The 17,042-nt window shown below is 39.1% G+C and carries 16 protein-coding genes and 1 other annotated feature; of the genes, 10 read left to right on the top strand and 6 right to left on the bottom strand.

Annotated elements, in window-relative coordinates; all coding sequences use genetic code 11:
* Window positions 1-113: 113 nt before the first annotated feature.
* Together ACP8HG_RS15660 and ACP8HG_RS15655 are read right to left on the bottom strand one after the other, a co-directional pair.
* Window positions 114-1,493: an alkaline phosphatase gene (locus tag ACP8HG_RS15660; protein ID WP_187048024.1), complete on the bottom strand. Its 1,380-nt coding sequence runs from the start codon at window positions 1,491-1,493 to the stop codon at window positions 114-116.
* Between the two features lie 179 nt (window positions 1,494-1,672).
* A complete protein-coding gene (locus tag ACP8HG_RS15655; RefSeq protein WP_438297128.1) occupies window positions 1,673-2,911 on the bottom strand; it encodes an MFS transporter in 1,239 nt (412 codons plus the stop codon).
* Between the two features lie 65 nt (window positions 2,912-2,976).
* Window positions 2,977-3,230, bottom strand: a binding site (T-box leader).
* A gap of 559 nt (window positions 3,231-3,789) precedes the next feature.
* Here ACP8HG_RS15655 and ACP8HG_RS15650 point away from each other — a divergent pair.
* From ACP8HG_RS15650 to ACP8HG_RS15615, 8 genes are all read left to right on the top strand, one after another.
* Window positions 3,790-4,038 carry a hypothetical protein gene (locus ACP8HG_RS15650; RefSeq protein ID WP_067213614.1) on the top strand — a complete coding sequence of 83 codons (249 nt, stop codon included), beginning with the start codon at window positions 3,790-3,792 and terminating at the stop codon, window positions 4,036-4,038.
* Between the two features lie 80 nt (window positions 4,039-4,118).
* Window positions 4,119-4,877: a gluconate 2-dehydrogenase subunit 3 family protein gene (locus ACP8HG_RS15645; RefSeq protein ID WP_067213613.1), complete on the top strand. Its 759-nt coding sequence runs from the start codon at window positions 4,119-4,121 to the stop codon at window positions 4,875-4,877.
* Between the two features lie 25 nt (window positions 4,878-4,902).
* A complete protein-coding gene (locus tag ACP8HG_RS15640; RefSeq protein WP_438298669.1) occupies window positions 4,903-6,618 on the top strand; it encodes a GMC family oxidoreductase in 1,716 nt (571 codons plus the stop codon).
* A gap of 331 nt (window positions 6,619-6,949) precedes the next feature.
* Window positions 6,950-7,918, top strand: a complete 969-nt coding sequence (locus ACP8HG_RS15635) for an ABC transporter substrate-binding protein (protein ID WP_438297127.1) — start codon at window positions 6,950-6,952, stop codon at window positions 7,916-7,918.
* A 1-nt stretch (window position 7,919) separates the two neighbouring features.
* A complete protein-coding gene (locus ACP8HG_RS15630) occupies window positions 7,920-8,954 on the top strand; it encodes a FecCD family ABC transporter permease (RefSeq protein WP_338654662.1) in 1,035 nt (344 codons plus the stop codon).
* Window positions 8,941-9,726, top strand: coding sequence for an ABC transporter ATP-binding protein (locus ACP8HG_RS15625; RefSeq protein ID WP_067213610.1), 786 nt, complete (start codon window positions 8,941-8,943; stop codon window positions 9,724-9,726). Before ACP8HG_RS15630 ends, ACP8HG_RS15625 begins: the two co-directional genes overlap by 14 nt.
* Window positions 9,723-10,136 carry a hypothetical protein gene (locus ACP8HG_RS15620; RefSeq protein WP_067213609.1) on the top strand — a complete coding sequence of 138 codons (414 nt, stop codon included), beginning with the start codon at window positions 9,723-9,725 and terminating at the stop codon, window positions 10,134-10,136. Before ACP8HG_RS15625 ends, ACP8HG_RS15620 begins: the two co-directional genes overlap by 4 nt.
* The gene (locus ACP8HG_RS15615) at window positions 10,133-10,465 is read left to right on the top strand and encodes an antibiotic biosynthesis monooxygenase (RefSeq protein WP_067213608.1); all 333 of its coding nucleotides are present in this window, start codon (window positions 10,133-10,135) and stop codon (window positions 10,463-10,465) included. The genes ACP8HG_RS15620 and ACP8HG_RS15615 overlap by 4 nt, the downstream gene beginning before the upstream one ends.
* Window positions 10,466-10,577: 112 nt before the next feature.
* On the opposite strand, the gene ACP8HG_RS15610 is transcribed toward ACP8HG_RS15615, so the two are convergent.
* A complete protein-coding gene (locus ACP8HG_RS15610; RefSeq protein WP_399629673.1) occupies window positions 10,578-12,023 on the bottom strand; it encodes an MFS transporter in 1,446 nt (481 codons plus the stop codon).
* 604 nt (window positions 12,024-12,627) lie between these two features.
* Here ACP8HG_RS15610 and ACP8HG_RS15605 point away from each other — a divergent pair.
* Entirely contained in the window at window positions 12,628-13,146 is a 519-nt protein-coding gene (locus tag ACP8HG_RS15605; protein ID WP_338654669.1) for a topology modulation protein, read from the top strand.
* Between the two features lie 276 nt (window positions 13,147-13,422).
* Here ACP8HG_RS15605 and pabB read toward each other — a convergent pair whose 3' ends face one another.
* From pabB to ACP8HG_RS15590, 3 genes are all read right to left on the bottom strand, one after another.
* A complete protein-coding gene (pabB, locus tag ACP8HG_RS15600) occupies window positions 13,423-14,976 on the bottom strand; it encodes an aminodeoxychorismate synthase component I (protein WP_438297126.1) in 1,554 nt (517 codons plus the stop codon).
* Between the two features lie 27 nt (window positions 14,977-15,003).
* A complete protein-coding gene (locus ACP8HG_RS15595; RefSeq protein ID WP_067213606.1) occupies window positions 15,004-15,597 on the bottom strand; it encodes an anthranilate synthase component II in 594 nt (197 codons plus the stop codon).
* Between the two features lie 134 nt (window positions 15,598-15,731).
* Entirely contained in the window at window positions 15,732-16,070 is a 339-nt protein-coding gene (locus ACP8HG_RS15590) for a winged helix-turn-helix transcriptional regulator (RefSeq protein ID WP_067213605.1), read from the bottom strand.
* A 111-nt stretch (window positions 16,071-16,181) separates the two neighbouring features.
* Between ACP8HG_RS15590 and ACP8HG_RS15585 the strand changes: the two genes are divergently transcribed.
* Entirely contained in the window at window positions 16,182-17,027 is an 846-nt protein-coding gene (locus tag ACP8HG_RS15585; protein ID WP_338654676.1) for a VOC family protein, read from the top strand.
* The last annotated feature ends 15 nt before the right edge of the window (window positions 17,028-17,042 follow it).

Genomic DNA, 17,042 nt, shown 5'->3' with positions numbered 1-17,042 from the left:
AACGGTGTAATTTTATTTTACTAAAGAAAGGTTCGGGAATAGATCACTCGGGCTTTTTTTGTATGAAAAAATAAACCCGTTGCTTCAATGGAAGCAACGGGTTCTGACTAGTATTACTGACTTTTATCCGTATCTAAAATGTTGAATATGATTTGTGCATGGTCTGTATTATCGAGTAACCCGGCAAAACGATCTTTAGATGGACCGAAAGCATACACAGGTACGTCTTCACCAGTATGTCCACCTGTTGTCCAACCTGTATAAGAACGCTTGTCAAAAATTGATTTGATTGCGTTATTGATATCACTCGCTTTTTCACCAGCAGTTTTAACAGATTCGATTTCAACTTCTGTCAGTGGTAATAACTCTTGATCAATATAGCTTTTTAAGGTTTTCTCGACATCAGCACCATTAGCAATTTCATCTGCCATGAAGGACGGTGTCCGTTTTGCGGCTTTGATTGTATCAGTGAGCCAGTTATAATTACCGTCTGCACCTATAGAAAATCCACCTGTAGAATGGTCAGCAGTTGCTACGACTAGCGTATGCTTATCTTTTTTTGCAAATTCAATAGCTGCATTAAATGCTTTTTCAAAGTCTTCCATTTCGCTCATTGCACCAACAATGTCATTATCGTGGCCAGCCCAGTCAATTTGGCTACCTTCTATCATAAGGAAGAAACCATTGTCATTTTTACTTAAGCGATCGATTGCTGTAGTAGTCATTTCTTCAAGTGAAGGGATATCATCTGGACGATCAATCATTTTGGGAAGACCGCCAGTAGCAAATAACCCTAGAATTTGATTATTAGTATCCTTTAACAGTTCATCTTTAGTGGTTACATAGCTAAATCCATCTTTTTTAAAGGATTCTGTAAGATTCACATCTGAGCGCTCAAAATTTGATTTCCCACCGCCTAGGAGGACATCAATTTTATGCTCACCATTGATTAATTCATTGTAATAATCATCGGCAATTGCATCCATATTTTTACGGTTTTCATTGTGAGCACCGAATGCAGCAGGCGTTGCATGAGTAATTTCTGAGGTAGCAATAAGTCCAGTCGATTTGCCTGTTTCTTTTGCAGCCTCTAAAACAGTTTTTACGTTAGATTTGTCGTTATCCACAGCAATTGCGGCGTTATATGTTTTTACACCTGCAGACATTGCAGTTGCAGCGGAAGCAGAATCTGTTATTGTTTGTTCAGGATCTTCTGGGTAAGTCATTTGCTGACCAACGAGGTAGTTGTCAAACGCTGTCTTCTCAACAATAGGTGTAGTAGGATCATCTTTCAAGTAACGATAAGCGGAAGTATAGGATACGCCCATTCCATCACCAATGAGGAAAATCACATTTTTGATTTCTGCATTGTTGTTTAGTTCTGCTTCATTTGCCTGGGCGCTTGGATTAGTGATTGCACCACTCCAACTTGCGACCAAAACAGTAGAAAGAACTGCGATGGGGATAACTTTTTTAAAGAACTGCTTTTTCATCAATGTAAAACCTCCTATTTAATCTACTATCAAATTTAACTATAAAGTGAAGTTGTTAATCTAACATGAAGGACATGTAAATTTGTGTTAATAGTTTGTAAAGAAATGAAAGGTTGTGCAATCGATCTTAAATGATGAGATAGGAATGTCCAGTGGCGTTGTAACAAAGGATCTAATATTTAATCTACAGAGGCAGTCGAGTATAGTTTTGCCTTTGAAGGACGGATGTTAAAAAGAAACAGTGTAATGGAAATCACCAACATCACAAATGTCCCTACAATGACAACATACTGAATAGAAATGAGTTGAGCTGCCACGCCAGCTATGGTCGTTGCAAGTATGATTAAAACAGCTTCAATTAATCCGTAAATACTTCCGACTCTCCCCATCACATCGACTGGGATATTGTTTTGGTAAAAGGTATGGAAGCCTGTATTCGCAAAGGCGAGAGAAAAGGAAAGAATGAAAAACCCAATAGCTGCCATGAAAAAGATAGTGGAAAAAGCGTAAACAATATAGCCGATAGAAACGAATAGGGAGCCTAAACCAATTAACAAAGAAGTCGATGATTTAGTGGCAATCATCGTATTAATAATTGCGCCCATTACGATCCCCGCTCCCGCTATGCTGACTAAAAAACTATATTCACTATCCGATAAAGAAAGGACCTCTTTAGCAAATGCCACTTCAAGTGAGTCAATAGCTGTAGCCATGACCATTACACAGCCAAAAAGAAAGTAAATGAACATGATATAGGCGTAGCGACGACTAAAATTCAACACAACAGTCCAATCTTGCTTCACTACTTCAAAAGATATTTTTTCATTTGTACTATTAAACTGTATGTGTTTTTCGAGGTTGGGGATCATCATAGTGACTAATCCTGATAATAATAAAGCGATTGCGTTCATGTAAATGGCAAAAATGGGTGTGCCGATGATAAATAACAATCCCGCTATAGCTGGCCCAATTAGAAAGCCTCCAGAATCGATTAAACTGCGTAATGAATTAAACCGTTTTCTATCCTTAGGGGGAATTAGTTTTGTAATATAAGTCATAGATGTCGGGTCGAATATAGAGCGTGCTATATTGATTAAAAAAACGACTAGATAGATCGACCAAAGAGAAGAAAGAAAAGATAAGGTAGCGATAAATACCGCACTAACCAGGTTAAGAGTGACCATTAAATTACGTTTATTTAACCGGTCTATGACGCTGCCTGACCAAAAATTTGTACATAACGTAGCCAAAGGTTTAAGGATATAAAGGACAGCCACTGCAAGCGGAGAACCTGTTTTCTCAAGGATAATCAAATTAAGCGCAATTAAATAAATCCAGGCGCCCACATTAGAAATGCCAATTCCAGCTAACAACATTAAAGGATATTTCCAAGATTCAACTACGTTCCCAAGCCTCATTTTATTTTCCTCCTCTATCATTCATTTTTTGACAATAAAAAAATCCCACCCCCAAGACCTTAAGTCTTGAGGACGAGATTGTATCAATCGTGGTGCCACCCCAGTTTATTACGATGTTTCCATCGTAACCTTATCAGGTACGGCAAATAGATGCGTATACCCTGGCTCTATAACAGGAGCTCCTGTCACTCTATCCCCATTGCTGGTTCCGGAGTGATGCTCAGAGACTTGTTTCGATAACGCATTCTTACTCCTTTTCAGCAACCGGAGCTTTCTGCAAAGAATGAACGTTAGCTACTCTTCTCTTCGACGCATTTGATTTTTATAGATAATAGCACTCTTAGGATGAATTGTAAATAGAGAATTCAATCTTATTTGTTAATAAAATTAGGGGAAATATCGTAATTTAGGACTGATAATACGGGCTATATATGTTGAATTAAAGAATTTCATTGAATTTACTGTGGCGCTCAATAAGGAGAGAGTTTTATTTCGGGGTGTGGATTGTTGAACGCTTGGCGCTTTGGGGATGCCTTTGCCGCGCCTGCGCTAGGGTGTACATTATCGAGAGAAATGTGATTTTGGATGTATATGGCGAGATTGTAAGGTGATTACTAGTTGATACTACTTATAGTCAAGAAAGACGTACTCCAGTTTGCAGATTTCATCACCGACGCTCAATAATTAAGAAGAGTAAATTCGGAAAATAATAACTTTCTCGGATGAAGGGAAAGATATTTCTAATCCATATCAATAAAGAAAAAAAGTAGTAGAATTAAGAACGCATTGATTTGGACCACAACATACTATCCGTTACTAAATCGATTTACTAAATAATAGGACGTTTATTCACGGAATCGAAAGAAAGGAGAATGAAGGTGTCTCAGTATTACATTGAAGAGTTTAAAATCATCAGCCAGGTATTTTTACCAATCTTGTTAATCGGTGGATTGGCTACGTTTCTTATCGTTTTTAATGATGGTTATCCTTGGTATACATTCATCGGTGCCGCAATTGGCTTATCTATTATTATAGTTTCATGGACAGAAAAAAAGTATGCAATTTTCATAACATCCCTGTTGATGTGCGCAATTATCTATTCTGCTCTTTCTAGCCTTTACAACTAGAATGTTTTTGTTATTGTCTGATACTTAGCTAGCTAAATAATTAGATTATATTAATACAGTTAGAATTTGGAGGTTTTATCATGTCGAAGCAAGAAAAGAATTCATTTGTAGATAAACGTTCTTCAAGGCGTACGTTTTTAAAAAATTCAGGATTGACGGTAGGTGGTGTAGTACTGGGTGGCGCATTGGGGAGTTTGTTAGGGAACGAACCTAAAACACCTGCACCGGTAAAACAAGCACATACTCCTACTGCAAATCCGAACGTTGCATTAATATTCTTTACAACCGAACAATATCAATTAACACAAGCAGCAAGCGAACGGATTTTCCCAGAAGATGAAAATGGCCCAGGAGCAAAAGAATTAAATGCTGCCATCTATATTGACCATCAACTTGCGAGCCCATGGGGACTAAACGTGAAGGATTATCGCTTAGGGGCATTCCATACACCGGAACCAACACAAGGCGGACAAACAAAAATGCTTCGTAAAGACTTGTTCCCGGCAGGTTTACTAGCATTGAATACCTACAGTGTTAAACAATTTGAAAAGAAATTTACTGAATTGGAAATAGCGGAACAAGATGCTGTATTAACCGATTTTAGTGAAGGGAAAACGACTGTTTATAAAGGTGTTTCTTCCACTGAGTTCTTTAACTTATTACGTTCATTAACGATGGAAGGTGTGTATGCCGATCCATTATATGGCGGTAACAAAGAGATGCTTGGTTGGAAAATGAGGAAATATCCTGGCTCACGGATGACTTACCTCCAAGAAATTCAAAGTGAAAACTTCGTCGTACTAGAACCGCAAGGCTTAAACAGCCACATGGGACATTGATTATAGGAAGGAATGAATGACAACAATGAGTACAAAATTACCTAAAGTACCTGTCGTTATCGTAGGTATGGGCTGGGCTGGCGGTATTATTGCAGCCGAACTAACAAAAGCAGGAATTCAAGTCGTGGGACTAGAACGTGGAAAAGATCGATCAACTGCAGATTACTTAATGGGGCATGATGAACTGCGTTATCAACATCGGACGGAGCTAATGCAAGACTTATCGAAAGAAACGATTACACATCGTAATAATCTTGAGATGCGTGCACTTCCAATGCGTTATTATGGATCATTCATCGTTGGTGATGGAGTTGGTGGAGCGGGAAGTCACTGGAATGGTCAAACTTATCGTTTCCTTCCATATGACTTTGAAATCAAAACTTTAACAGAGAAAAGGTACGGTAAAGGGAAAATTAAATCGGATATGCCCATCCAAGACTGGGGTATAACATATGACGAAATAGAGCCTTATTACGATACATTTGAAAAAATGGCGGGTATTTCCGGCGAAACAGTGGAAGCTTACGGAAAACGTTCGAATCCATATCCGACAGGTCCAATGTTGAAAACTCCTGTTTTAAAAGTCTTCGAGGAGGCAACGAAAAAGTTAGGCTATACACCTTATATGGTTCCTTCTGGGAATTTGTCGGAGTTCTACGAAAATCCAGATGGTATTTCACGTGCGGCCTGTCAATATTGTGCTTATTGTGAGAACTTCGGTTGTGAGTATGGTGCGAAAGCGGATCCAGCCGTAACGGTTATTCCTGTTGCAAGAGAGACAGGAAAACTTGACCTACGCACACACTCAAATGTAGTACGTATTTTAAAAGATGGAAAAAAAGCAACAGGCGTTGTTTACGTGGATACGATTACTGGGGAAGAGTTTGAACAACCGGCAGATGTTGTAGTTGTTGCAAGTTATGTATTTAACAATGCACGACTTTTGCTCAATTCTGGTTTCGGACAACCTTATAATCCGAAAACTGGAAAAGGTTCAATCGGGAAAAACTATTGCTATCAAGTAAGTACTGGTTCTTCAATGGCATTCTTTGAAGATAAAGAATTCAATCTGTATGCAGGAGCAGGGGCATTAGGCATGGAGATTCCTGAATTTGTTGGCGATAACTTTGACCATTCGAACGAGAACTTTATTCATGGTGCTGGAATCCGTATGTTCCAATATGGTGCACGTCCAATTGCAAACAATGTTGTACCAAGCGGCACGCCTACTTGGGGGCCTGAATTCAAGAAACAATCGATCAAATATGCGAACAGCTACTTGAAGGTTGCTTCACAAGGTGCGAGTATGCCTCATCAAAATAACTACCTTGATCTTGACCCTGATTATAAAGATGCATACGGTATGCCGTTACTTCGCATGACATATGATTACACAGAACAAGATCGCGAATTGGTGAAATATATGTCGAAAGTTACACGTTCAGTAGCAGAAGCAATGGGTGCTGACATCATTGATACCGCTGATGAACAAGGTGAATTCAATGTAAACAAAGATACAAATACGCATAATACAGGCGGCGTAATTATGGGTGCTGACCGTGAAACTTCAGCCGTTAACTCGTACTTGCAAATGTGGGATGCCGAGAACGTTTTTGTGGCGGGTGCTTCTGCATTCCCTCATAACAGTTCTTTCAATCCAACTGGTACACTTGGCGCTCTATCATATAGAGCGGCAGAAGGAATTCAAAAGTTCCTAAAACAGGGCGGATCACTTGTATAGGTGACAGTCATCAAGATAATTGTTTGTAACAAGTACGATGATTATTATTGTTTCAAAAATTAATAAAACAGTCTTAAATCGGTTATTGATTTAAGGCTGTTTTTATTCACTTTAATCAAAGCCGTGAAATTCACCTAAATAAATATGGGAAATTTAATATTAAAGTTAAATTAAAAGAACCATCAAACTCAATATGATGAATGAGCCAATTTAGGGGGAAACTCTTAGATTGGTTTTTTTATTTTCAAATAATTCATTGACAGTGAGAATTGTTATCAGTAGAATGGAAACCACTGAGAATGATTATCATTATTAATTGGGAGTGTGGAAAATGAAGAAGGTATCATTACTTTTATTATCTGTACTGTTGTTACTCGTTTTAGCAGCATGTGGTACGGAGAATGGTAAAGCAGCAGTGAAAGAAGAGGAACCAAAAGATAAGGAGAAAAAAGAAGAGGTCACGTCAGCTATTGAAGTGACAGATGCATCGGGTGAAAATATAACGTTTGAAAGTGCTCCAGAATCTATTGCAGTTTTAAATTCAGGAGACTTAGATATTTTACTAGCATTAGGTGCTAATGTGACTGGCCGTCCAACGGCAAGTGGACCTGTTTCAAAAGAAGTAGAAAGTATTACGGAAATCGGTAATCCACATCAGCCAAACTTTGAGAAATTAGCGGAAGTTCATCCAACTGTTTTAGCCGCAGCAATGAGTTTCAAGCAACATGCTGAAAATATAGAACGACAAGGAACGAAGGTTATTTACACTAAAGCAAATTCAATCGCTGATATTCAAGAAACGATTCGTTTATATGGACAACTATTTCAAAAAGAAACAGAAGCTGAAAGTATGAATAAAACGATTACGGAAGAAGTAGAAAATAGCGAAAAAACCAATTCTGATCCAGTGAAAACACTATTGGTATATGGTGCGCCAGGTACGTATCTAGCGGCTCTTCCAAACTCTCTTACAGGTGATTTATTGGAAAAAGCGGGTGGAGAAAATATTGCATCCGATTTTCCACAAGAAGAGAATTATCCGCAGTATGCGAGTTTAAGTGTTGAAAAGATTATCGAAAGAAATCCAAAAGTTGTGATGCTGATTACACATGGCGATCCAGAAGGGGTAAAAGCGGCTTTTGAAAGTGAAATGGAAAAGAATGCAGCTTGGAAAAATCTTGATGCAGTAAAAGATGGCAATGTATTTATTTTACCTTCACATTTATTTGGTTCAAACCCAGGTACAAAAGTAGTAGAAGCACTTGAGGTGATGAAGGAAAATCTAGCGGCGGTTAAATAAAATGGAAGCGGTAGAAGTTCAAGTATCTAAAAATGTTCATCCACTCGCAAAAAAACGAACAATTGTAGTTATCTCTTTTAGTATCCTTCTTGTACTTGCGTGTACGGTAAGTTTAATGATTGGGCCTGTTTCATTTACATTCAGTGAAGTTTGGAGTGGTCTTTTTCACTCAGATGATTCATTGGCTAGACGAATTATATGGGAGTTACGTTTCCCACGGGTTTTAATCGGAATGATTGTCGGAATGTGTCTCGCGGTATCTGGTGCTATTTTACAAGGCGTAATGAAAAATCCACTAGCTGATCCGGGAATTATAGGGGTGTCGTCTGGAGCTGGTCTCGCCGCAACGACTATTATGATTATCTTTCCGGCGTATATCCTATTCTTGCCTTTAGCGGCTTTTATAGGGGCTCTCATCACTGCGCTCATTATTTATGCATTCTCTTGGAAAGGTGGCACTTCACCTGTACGTATTATATTAGTCGGTGTAGCCATTAATGCCGTAATTGGTGCGTTCATGAGTGCACTCATGCTGTTATATAGTGACCGCGTGCAATCAGTTCTTCCATGGCTAGCCGGTGGCATTGGGGGCGTGGGGTGGATTCAATTCGAAATGATTATTTATTACGCGGTTGGAGCGCTTGTATTATCTTTGTTTGCAATCAGGCATATTCGCATTTTAAGACTTGGTGATGAAGTTGCAAAACTGCTTGGCCACAATGTTGAAAAAAGTCGTTTTTTCCTAATTGTTCTTAGTACACTTCTTGCGGGAATAGCTGTAAGTGTAGCCGGTTTAATAGGCTTTGTTGGGCTTGTTGTGCCACATATATTAAGAATTATGATTGGTGGAGATTATCGCTATTTACTGCCTGCATCCGCACTTGGCGGAGGGTTGCTCGTTGTATTGGCTGATACAGTTGCACGGAGTGCTTTTAATCCAATCGAGTTGCCAGTTGGGATTTTGTTGGCATTCTTAGGTGGCCCATTTTTCTTATATATGATTCAGAGAAGGAGGGACTCATTTGCTTCTAACTAAAGATGTCGCATTCGAACATTCTCCTTCCTTTCAGTTACAAGCGATTGACTTACACATAAAGGAAGGTGAAATCGTCAGCTTAATAGGTCCAAATGGGTCTGGTAAATCGACATTGCTCCGACTTGTTTCACGTCTTATAACTCCGAAAAGTGGTGAAGTAATCCTAGATGGACAAATGATTGGTTCAATGAAAAGTCTGGATGTCGCAAAAAAACTTGCCATGCTACCACAAATGCAAGATCATCAACTCGATTTGACGGTAGGCGAACTCATCGAATTTGGAAGGTATCCACATCGGGGGGCTTACGGTAAGTTGACAAAAGAAGATGATGAAATCGTTCAATGGGCGATGGAGGTTACCAGGTTAACTCGATTTAAAAACCGGACGTTACAATCACTTTCTGGTGGAGAAAGGCAACGGGCGTGGATTGCACTGGCTGTTGCCCAGCGCCCAAAGATTTTACTGTTAGATGAACCAACAACATTTCTTGATATATCACACCAATTAGAAGTGATGGAGCTTGTCGAAGAGTTAAATACAAAGTTTGGCATGACTGTTGTAATGGTCTTGCATGACATCAACCAAGCAGCACGTTATAGTGATCGCCTTGTCGTTTTAAAGGATGGGAAGGTTCAGTACGATGGTATTCCGCAATGCGTGTTATGTAGGGAAATGTTTCAATCTATTTTTGAAATAGATGCAGATATCTATAAGGACAACGGAAAACCATTTTTCACACCAATAAGGTTACGAAAGGAAGAAGTTATATGAGAAAAGGGCCACTTAGCAATGAGTTGGTAAGGGCGTTTATTATTGCTGCACATGGAGATTTTGAAGAGGTAAAGAGATTAGTAAAGCAAGAGCCAGCGCTTCTTCATTCCATTACGAACTGGGGAGGTGACGATTGGGAAAGTGGGCTTGGGGCAGCAGCCCATACAGGTAATCGTGAAATTGCAGAATGGCTACTCGAACGTGGTGCACGAATGGATATCTTCGCGGCAGCGATGCTTGGCGAACTAAGTATCGTGAAAGCAATTGTTGCTATACAGCCTAATGTCATTGCGGCTCCAGGTCCGCATGGTATTGCACTGCTTCGACATGCGCAAATGGGTGGAGAACCTGCACGGACTGTATATCAGTATCTAGAGTCTTTAACACTGAGGGAGGAAGTTGAATTATGATGAAAGCAGTAAATACAATCCGTATCAAAAAAGGAAACGTAGAAGAGGTTCTTGCACGTTTTCAAACACCGAAATCTGTTCATACATTTGAGGGATTTGTTTTAATGGAAGTATTGAAAAAAGAAAATAGTCCGGAATATGATGAGTTGAAAATCTGCACTACATGGGAAGAAAGAAAGTTTTTTGATGAATGGTTGGGTAGCAGAGCATCTCAAAAAACGCATGATAAGAAAAATGAACAAAAATCAGCGGATAATCCAATCATAAGTTCACAACTGACTACCTTTCAAGTGGCAATTCAGCACAAACCTGCAAAGCAGGAGGTTTGAATTTTAGTGGATGACGGTCACCAAGACAATTATGAAATAAACACAGTAATTTATAAAACAGCCTTAAATCGATTATGATTTAAGGCTGTTTTTATGCGTATTAATATAAATACTATCCTATTCTACCGCTATTATTAACGGGATTTGTAAATTTTTCATTTTGTCTGCTGACTACTTGTTTTGGAGCATCTTGTCTCGCTTTAGGGACCAAAAACATGATTGCTATTAACGCAAGTACTGCGAATATAACGTTGGTAATAATTCCGGCAGAGGCTGCCTTTTCAATATTGCCCGTCATCGTCATTGTACCGTACACGGTGGCAGATATGGCAACGCCAAAGGAGCTGCCGAGAGAACTCGCCATTTTGTAAATACCTGACGCTGAACCGACTTTATCTTCAGGGGCACTTGATACAGCTGTGTCAGTGGACGGTGTTGCATACAGCCCAAGTCCTACACCGAACAGGATAAATCCGAAAAAGACAACGATGATATAAGCTGTGTCCGGTAAAAATGTCAAAGCCATTAACCCGATGCCAATTGCCGCCAAGATAGAGCCTGCCATCATTGGTAATCTAGCACCGGTTCGTTGCAGTACTTTTTCACCGACACGGATCATGACAAGGACTGCCACTAAATAGCCAATTGATAGCATACCTGATTGAAACGCCGTGAAGCCTCTTCCGACTTGCACATATGTATTTGCTACAACGAGCGTACCAGCAACCGCGTTTAATAAGAAGTTGGAGATGGTAGCACCCGTATACGGTTTGTTTTTAAATAATTTAAAATCAATCAAAGCATGTAATTTACCTATTTCTATTTTGATGAAGAATAGCATTCCAACTAGCGTAGCGACAATTAAACTTAATGTGAGCGGGCTTGTCCATCCGAAATCTGCACCGCGCGTAATAACCACGTTTAATGCAATCATCGTTAAAACAAATACAACTAAGCCGGTAAAGTCGAAACGGGAAGAGCCTTGCTGTTCAACTTTGCTTTCGGGGGTATCTTTGATCAAAATCATAGCCAAGATGGCGAAAATAATTGAGAAAACAAAGATCCATCTCCAACCCATAGAAGTTGCGATAGCTCCTCCTGCAAATGAACAAACACCCGAACCACCCCAAGACCCGATAGACCAATAACTAAGTGCACGTTGCCTTTCAGCCCCTTCATAGTACGTTCTCATCAATGCAATCGTTGCTGGCATAATACAAGCAGCCGATAATCCTTGGATGATCCGTCCGATAATTAACAGCGCGGCCCCATTCGTAAATACGAGGCAAAGTGAGCCAATGATACTTAATATGAGTCCGAAATAGGTCATTTTCTTGCGACCAAATTTATCAGCAAGCCCGCCTGCTGCCACGACGAAAATACCTGAGAATAAAGCGGTCAAACTGATTGCAATATTAAGTACACCCAGTGAAATTCCTAGATCCGATTGGATTGCGGGAACAACATTGACCATGGATTGCGCGAAAAGCCAAAACGTTATGACACCAAACACGATTCCTGTAATCATTTTATTCGTACCTTGATAGCTTGTGGTCATGATCTTCCTCCTCAAAATAGAAAGCAGCTTTCGTGAGAGTTTTATCTCGTCTATCAAAATTTAATGTTTTACTACTTTAGCATAGTAAAGCGGCGGGGTGAAGAAGAAAAACGTGGTTTTTTTATTTTAAAATGATTGCCAATTGTGCGACTTGTAGGTAGTATCAATATTTCAACCTCTTGAGTAGTCGTTTACCATAAGTAAAACAAAGATAATCCCTGATGATGTCGCAAATCTTGAAATATGGGAATGGATAAAATGATTCAAAATATGGACACAATTTAATAATAGTATAATTAAATCGTTATGATAACCAAAGTGAATCAAGTTCATTGTTCGGGTTTTGTGAATAAATATAAATATTTCATTATATTTTATATGATTTTATTGCGTTAGTTAGAATATATCCTATCATTAGGTAAAATTCAATACCAATTGTTCGTCTTTTTTGGGCTGATGTAAATTTGGAATAGTTCAGCTATATATACTGTATAATGATTTTGAGAGGTTTAAATACATATTTTGGGTTATTTGGTCATGGGGATGGAAGTTTATATGTAGGAGGGGATTCACCAAGTCCCAGACAATGAGGAGGAGTTACGGAATGAATAAAATTATGGTCATCGGGGTGTCAGCGGGTGCTGGAAAATCAACGTTTGCACGTCGATTGGGCGAATTGACTGGAATCGAAGTAACACATTTAGATTGTTTGTATTGGAAACCGAATTGGGTGGAAGCCCCGCCTGAAGTATTTTCAGCAGCTCAACAACAAGTTGTCCAAAATGAGCAATGGATAGTAGAGGGGAATTATTCAGGGACATTCGATATTCGAGAGCCGCATGCAGATACCGTTATTTATTTGGAGCTCCCTCTCCGTGTCTGTTTGTACCGTGTATTAAAGCGAAGAGTACAATTCCATGGGAAAACGAGGAATGATATTGGTGAAGGTTGTAAAGAGAAGATTGATAAGGCGTTTCTGAAATTCATCCTCACAACATATGGGGCACGAAAAAGGAAAATGCTAGAGCGAATACAACGCTATGCAGGTGAAGGGAAGAACGTACATTATTTGAAAACACCTGCGCAGATTGAAGGGTTTTTAAAAACGTATATAAAAAAGTAAAACAACAAATAAGAAAGTATAAGTTTTCGACCCGGAACAATGTCTAGCTCCGGGCGCCAGGCGCTCGGAGTCAAAAGTCGATCTAGCTAGGAAAGAATGAACTGTATCCTTCTGGGGCAAAGGAACGTCGCTCCACTGTCCCGTCTTATGTCTGTCGCATCTTAGAGGGCGCCTGCGCTTTTCTTAATGTTCAAAAACCCTCGTGTTATAAACAGCTCAGAGTTATGAAATTGATTAAGGTTAGAAACTTTGGGAATTTGTATACGAACTGTTTCACTATAATAGCTTATTAAACAAACTATCCATATGGGGATCATTAAATGTATATAATTTTTTATCGAATTTTCCAAACTGAGAAATCGTAAGTGCTTTGACTAAAGCGCGACCTTTCAAAAGAGTTTCTTCAAATTCTCGTTCAGGATCAGATAAAATTGTGATTGCTCCACCCACACCTACAGTAGCCTGTTCGGGAGTCATTATAATCGTTCGAATGACAATATTTAAATCTGTAGTACCATTTAAGCTCAAAAATCCAATTGCTCCCGAGTAAATGCCACGAGCATTCGTCTCTAATTCGTCAATATAATCCATGGTTCGTATTTTGGGAGCTCCAGTCATCGATCCTCCAGGAAATGCTGATCGTATACAATCAATTGCTGTTAATTCCGCTCTTAACGTCCCTTTAATTGTTGAAACGAGTTGATGCACTGTTTGATAAGATTCAATAGCCATCAATTTCGGTACGTGAACACTTCCAATATCACAAACTAAACCCAAGTCATTTCGAAGAAGATCAACAATCATCAAATTTTCTGCTCTATCCTTTTCACTAGTACGCAATATTTCAGCCAATCTGAGATCGTCCTCGATATTTTTCCCACGAGCAATCGTCCCTTTAATTGGTTTAGCTTCGACCACTCGATCTTGATCAATTTTTAGGAAACGTTCAGGAGAAGAACATAGAACACTCAATTCCCCGAACTTAAGAAAGGACGAGTATGGAGCTGGATTAATATTTCTAAGAATACGATATGTAACTAATGGATTGAAATGTTCATTAATATTAATTCTATTCGTTAAGCAAACCTCATAAGTTTCACCTTCAGTAATATACTTTTTACATTTTTCTATCTTTTTTACATACTGAGCGTACGATTGACTTAATTCAAAGTTAAGTGGTGTGCGGGTATCATTGTTTGTTACTTCCACGGGTGCTATAGATGGAACGTTTTGTAGTTGCTGTTCCGTAGCGTCAAACCATTCAGAAGCGGATGTAGGGGCATTATATGGAACAATACTAACTAAATATATGCAGCGCTCTTTGTGGTCAAAGGCAATTAATCGGTCGGCTAGAATAAACAAGGCATCAGGATTTGAGGATACATGGTGTTCATTGGCACCGCATTCAGCTTTCAATTCATATCCAAAATAACCTACAAATCCGCCATTAAAATCAAACGGTAATTCATTAGAATGTTGTTGCATTTTATGGATCTCAGAATCAATATAGTTGAAAATATCTTCTGTAAGCTCAGTTTGTCCCTGTGCGTCACTAATTTGAACAAGCTGTGTTTTTGAGTCGTACTTAATCACTTTACTTAATGGTCCATTAGTTGCTCCCATAAAAGAAAAACGAGATAGGTCAGATTCGACACGACTACTATCAAGCCAAAAAGCATATGCTTCTTCAGCAAAAAAATGCTGAAAAACTTCTTCTGGTTCTACAAAATTTAATAGTTTTCTACTCAAAACCTTTACAGTGGGTAATGCAGTAGACATTTCACGAGACATGCCCCGTGGGACTATCGAAATCTCTGGGATATTTGTCAACAAGAACATCTCCTTGGAAATACTGATTTATCCATAAATAGTAGTTTTTTTATTCATTAACGAAAAATTTTCTAGTATTTGATGTCCGAACTCAGTGCAAATGGATTCAGGGTGGAACTGTACACCGCATATTGGTTTTTCAGTATGCTGCAAGCCCATTATAATTCCATCAGCAGTCCATGCTGTTTTTTGTAAACAAGTAGGTAAATCATCCTCGACAATAAGTGAATGATAGCGAACTACTTCGAATTCTTGGGGTACTCCCTTAAATAACTCAGAATCGTTATGAAAGACTTTACTTATTCTTCCATGCATTGGCGTAGGTGCTTTCACAACTTTTGCGCCAAAAGTATGGGCGAATCCCTGATGACCTAAGCAGACCCCTAAAATTGGCACTTCTGATAGGCGTAAAACATCTCGACAAACACCAAAATCTTTTTCTTTCGTTGGTGTTCCTGGTCCTGGAGAAATAATCACATTATCAAACGAAATGGATTGTAATTCGTTCCATGAATATTGATCATTCCGAACTACTATGGGTAGTTCTTCGTTTATAGAGGCAATGAGTTGATAAAGATTGAATGTATATGAATCGTAGTTGTCGATTAGCAGCGTCCTCATAACTCCCACTCCTTCTAGTACAATAGAACATCTATTTATAGAGTATACATTTTCATTTAGTTGAAACTACTCTTTCTATAATCGAGGGGTTTAGGAATACGAAAGTCGGATGAGTGTGAAAAACATGTGAATTCTTATGCTTTTTCATTAGGAGAAACTGCTTCACGCTCAATCCACTTCTGTGACCAATTCTCAATTTCTTTCATAATAGGCGTAAGAGACATTCCTTTTTCAGTTAATGAATACTCAATTCGCACAGGTGTTTCAGGGTAAACGTGGCGGATGACAAAGCCTTGCTGATCAAGATCTTTTAAACGTTCTGAAAGTGTTTTTCCACTGACACCAAGTTTGTCAGTCATTGTGCAAAAGCGCTGTGGTCCTGCCATTAATTGATACAAAATAAGGGCGGTCCAGCGTTGGCTTAGAATAGATACGGCCTTCTCGAAACGCGGGCAAAGTTCAAATTCATTCATATCATTGAAGCTCCTTTCGCCGAACATAATGTGTTGACAACTGTCATTATAACATATAAAGTTAGTTACATAAAGTAATTAACTTACTGTTATTTAGGGGGAGGAATAAAAATGAATTTTCATACAGTACCGCATACGTATACAGGGGAAGTACATCTCAACGTTTTGGACATAAATAGAGCTGTCCAATTTTATAAAGAGGTAATTGGATTTAAAGTACTTGAAGAAGCCGCGGCTAAAGTTGTCCTGACAGCAGATGGCAAGACGCCTTTACTGATTATTGAACAACCGGAAAATGTTATGCCGAAAGAGGCGCATAAATCTGGATTGTATCATTTTGCATTATTGTTGCCGAAGAGAGCCGATTTAGGGGCAATTATTAAACATTTCATCCAACAGAATGTACGAATTGGGGCTGCGGATCACCTTGTGAGCGAGGCGCTCTATTTGTCAGATCCGGATGGCAACGGAATTGAAATTTATATAGATCGTGATCCTGCTGTTTGGAGTTGGGACAATGGAAAAGTTGCAATGAGTACAGATGCGCTTGACGGAGAAAGTATTATTGCAGAAAGTGGGGAGCAGACGTGGGATGGACTTCCTGTCGGAACGGTTATGGGCCATGTACATTTACATGTAGCCAATTTGCCTGAATCGGAAACATTCTACAATGCACTCGGCTTCGAAGTCGTTACGGACTATCCGCAAGCATTATTCATGTCTAACGGGAAGTATCATCATCATATTGGCTTGAATACATGGAATGGCGAAGGTGTATCACGTCCAACTGTGGGAAGTGTCGGACTTCAATCTTACACGCTTATTTATCCGAATGAGGCTACATTGAAAGAAGCGATTACGAAAGTGGAAGCATTAGATGGAAAAGTGGAATTGAATGGTAGTGGATTTGTAACGGTGGATCCTTCCGGTATTCAAATTAATCTTAGAGTCGGGTGATTTTTTCCATCACCA

It is taken from the genome of Sporosarcina sp. FA15, assembly GCF_051550195.1.
Classification (GTDB): Bacteria; Bacillota; Bacilli; order Bacillales_A; family Planococcaceae; genus Sporosarcina; species Sporosarcina psychrophila.
This window is presented reverse-complemented; position numbering and strand designations above follow the sequence as displayed.

Coding starts and splice junctions, on each gene's coding strand:
- ACP8HG_RS15660 (WP_187048024.1), bottom strand. CDS start 1,493: ATGAAAAAGCAGTTCTTTAAAAAAGTTATCCCCATCGCAGTTCTTTCT.
- ACP8HG_RS15615 (WP_067213608.1), top strand. CDS start 10,133: ATGATGAAAGCAGTAAATACAATCCGTATCAAAAAAGGAAACGTAGAA.
- ACP8HG_RS15585 (WP_338654676.1), top strand. CDS start 16,182: ATGAATTTTCATACAGTACCGCATACGTATACAGGGGAAGTACATCTC.
- ACP8HG_RS15640 (WP_438298669.1), top strand. CDS start 4,903: ATGAGTACAAAATTACCTAAAGTACCTGTCGTTATCGTAGGTATGGGC.
- ACP8HG_RS15605 (WP_338654669.1), top strand. CDS start 12,628: ATGAATAAAATTATGGTCATCGGGGTGTCAGCGGGTGCTGGAAAATCA.
- ACP8HG_RS15635 (WP_438297127.1), top strand. CDS start 6,950: ATGAAGAAGGTATCATTACTTTTATTATCTGTACTGTTGTTACTCGTT.
- ACP8HG_RS15590 (WP_067213605.1), bottom strand. CDS start 16,070: ATGAATGAATTTGAACTTTGCCCGCGTTTCGAGAAGGCCGTATCTATT.
- ACP8HG_RS15610 (WP_399629673.1), bottom strand. CDS start 12,023: ATGACCACAAGCTATCAAGGTACGAATAAAATGATTACAGGAATCGTG.
- ACP8HG_RS15655 (WP_438297128.1), bottom strand. CDS start 2,911: ATGAGGCTTGGGAACGTAGTTGAATCTTGGAAATATCCTTTAATGTTG.
- ACP8HG_RS15620 (WP_067213609.1), top strand. CDS start 9,723: ATGAGAAAAGGGCCACTTAGCAATGAGTTGGTAAGGGCGTTTATTATT.
- ACP8HG_RS15645 (WP_067213613.1), top strand. CDS start 4,119: ATGTCGAAGCAAGAAAAGAATTCATTTGTAGATAAACGTTCTTCAAGG.
- ACP8HG_RS15595 (WP_067213606.1), bottom strand. CDS start 15,597: ATGAGGACGCTGCTAATCGACAACTACGATTCATATACATTCAATCTT.
- ACP8HG_RS15630 (WP_338654662.1), top strand. CDS start 7,920: ATGGAAGCGGTAGAAGTTCAAGTATCTAAAAATGTTCATCCACTCGCA.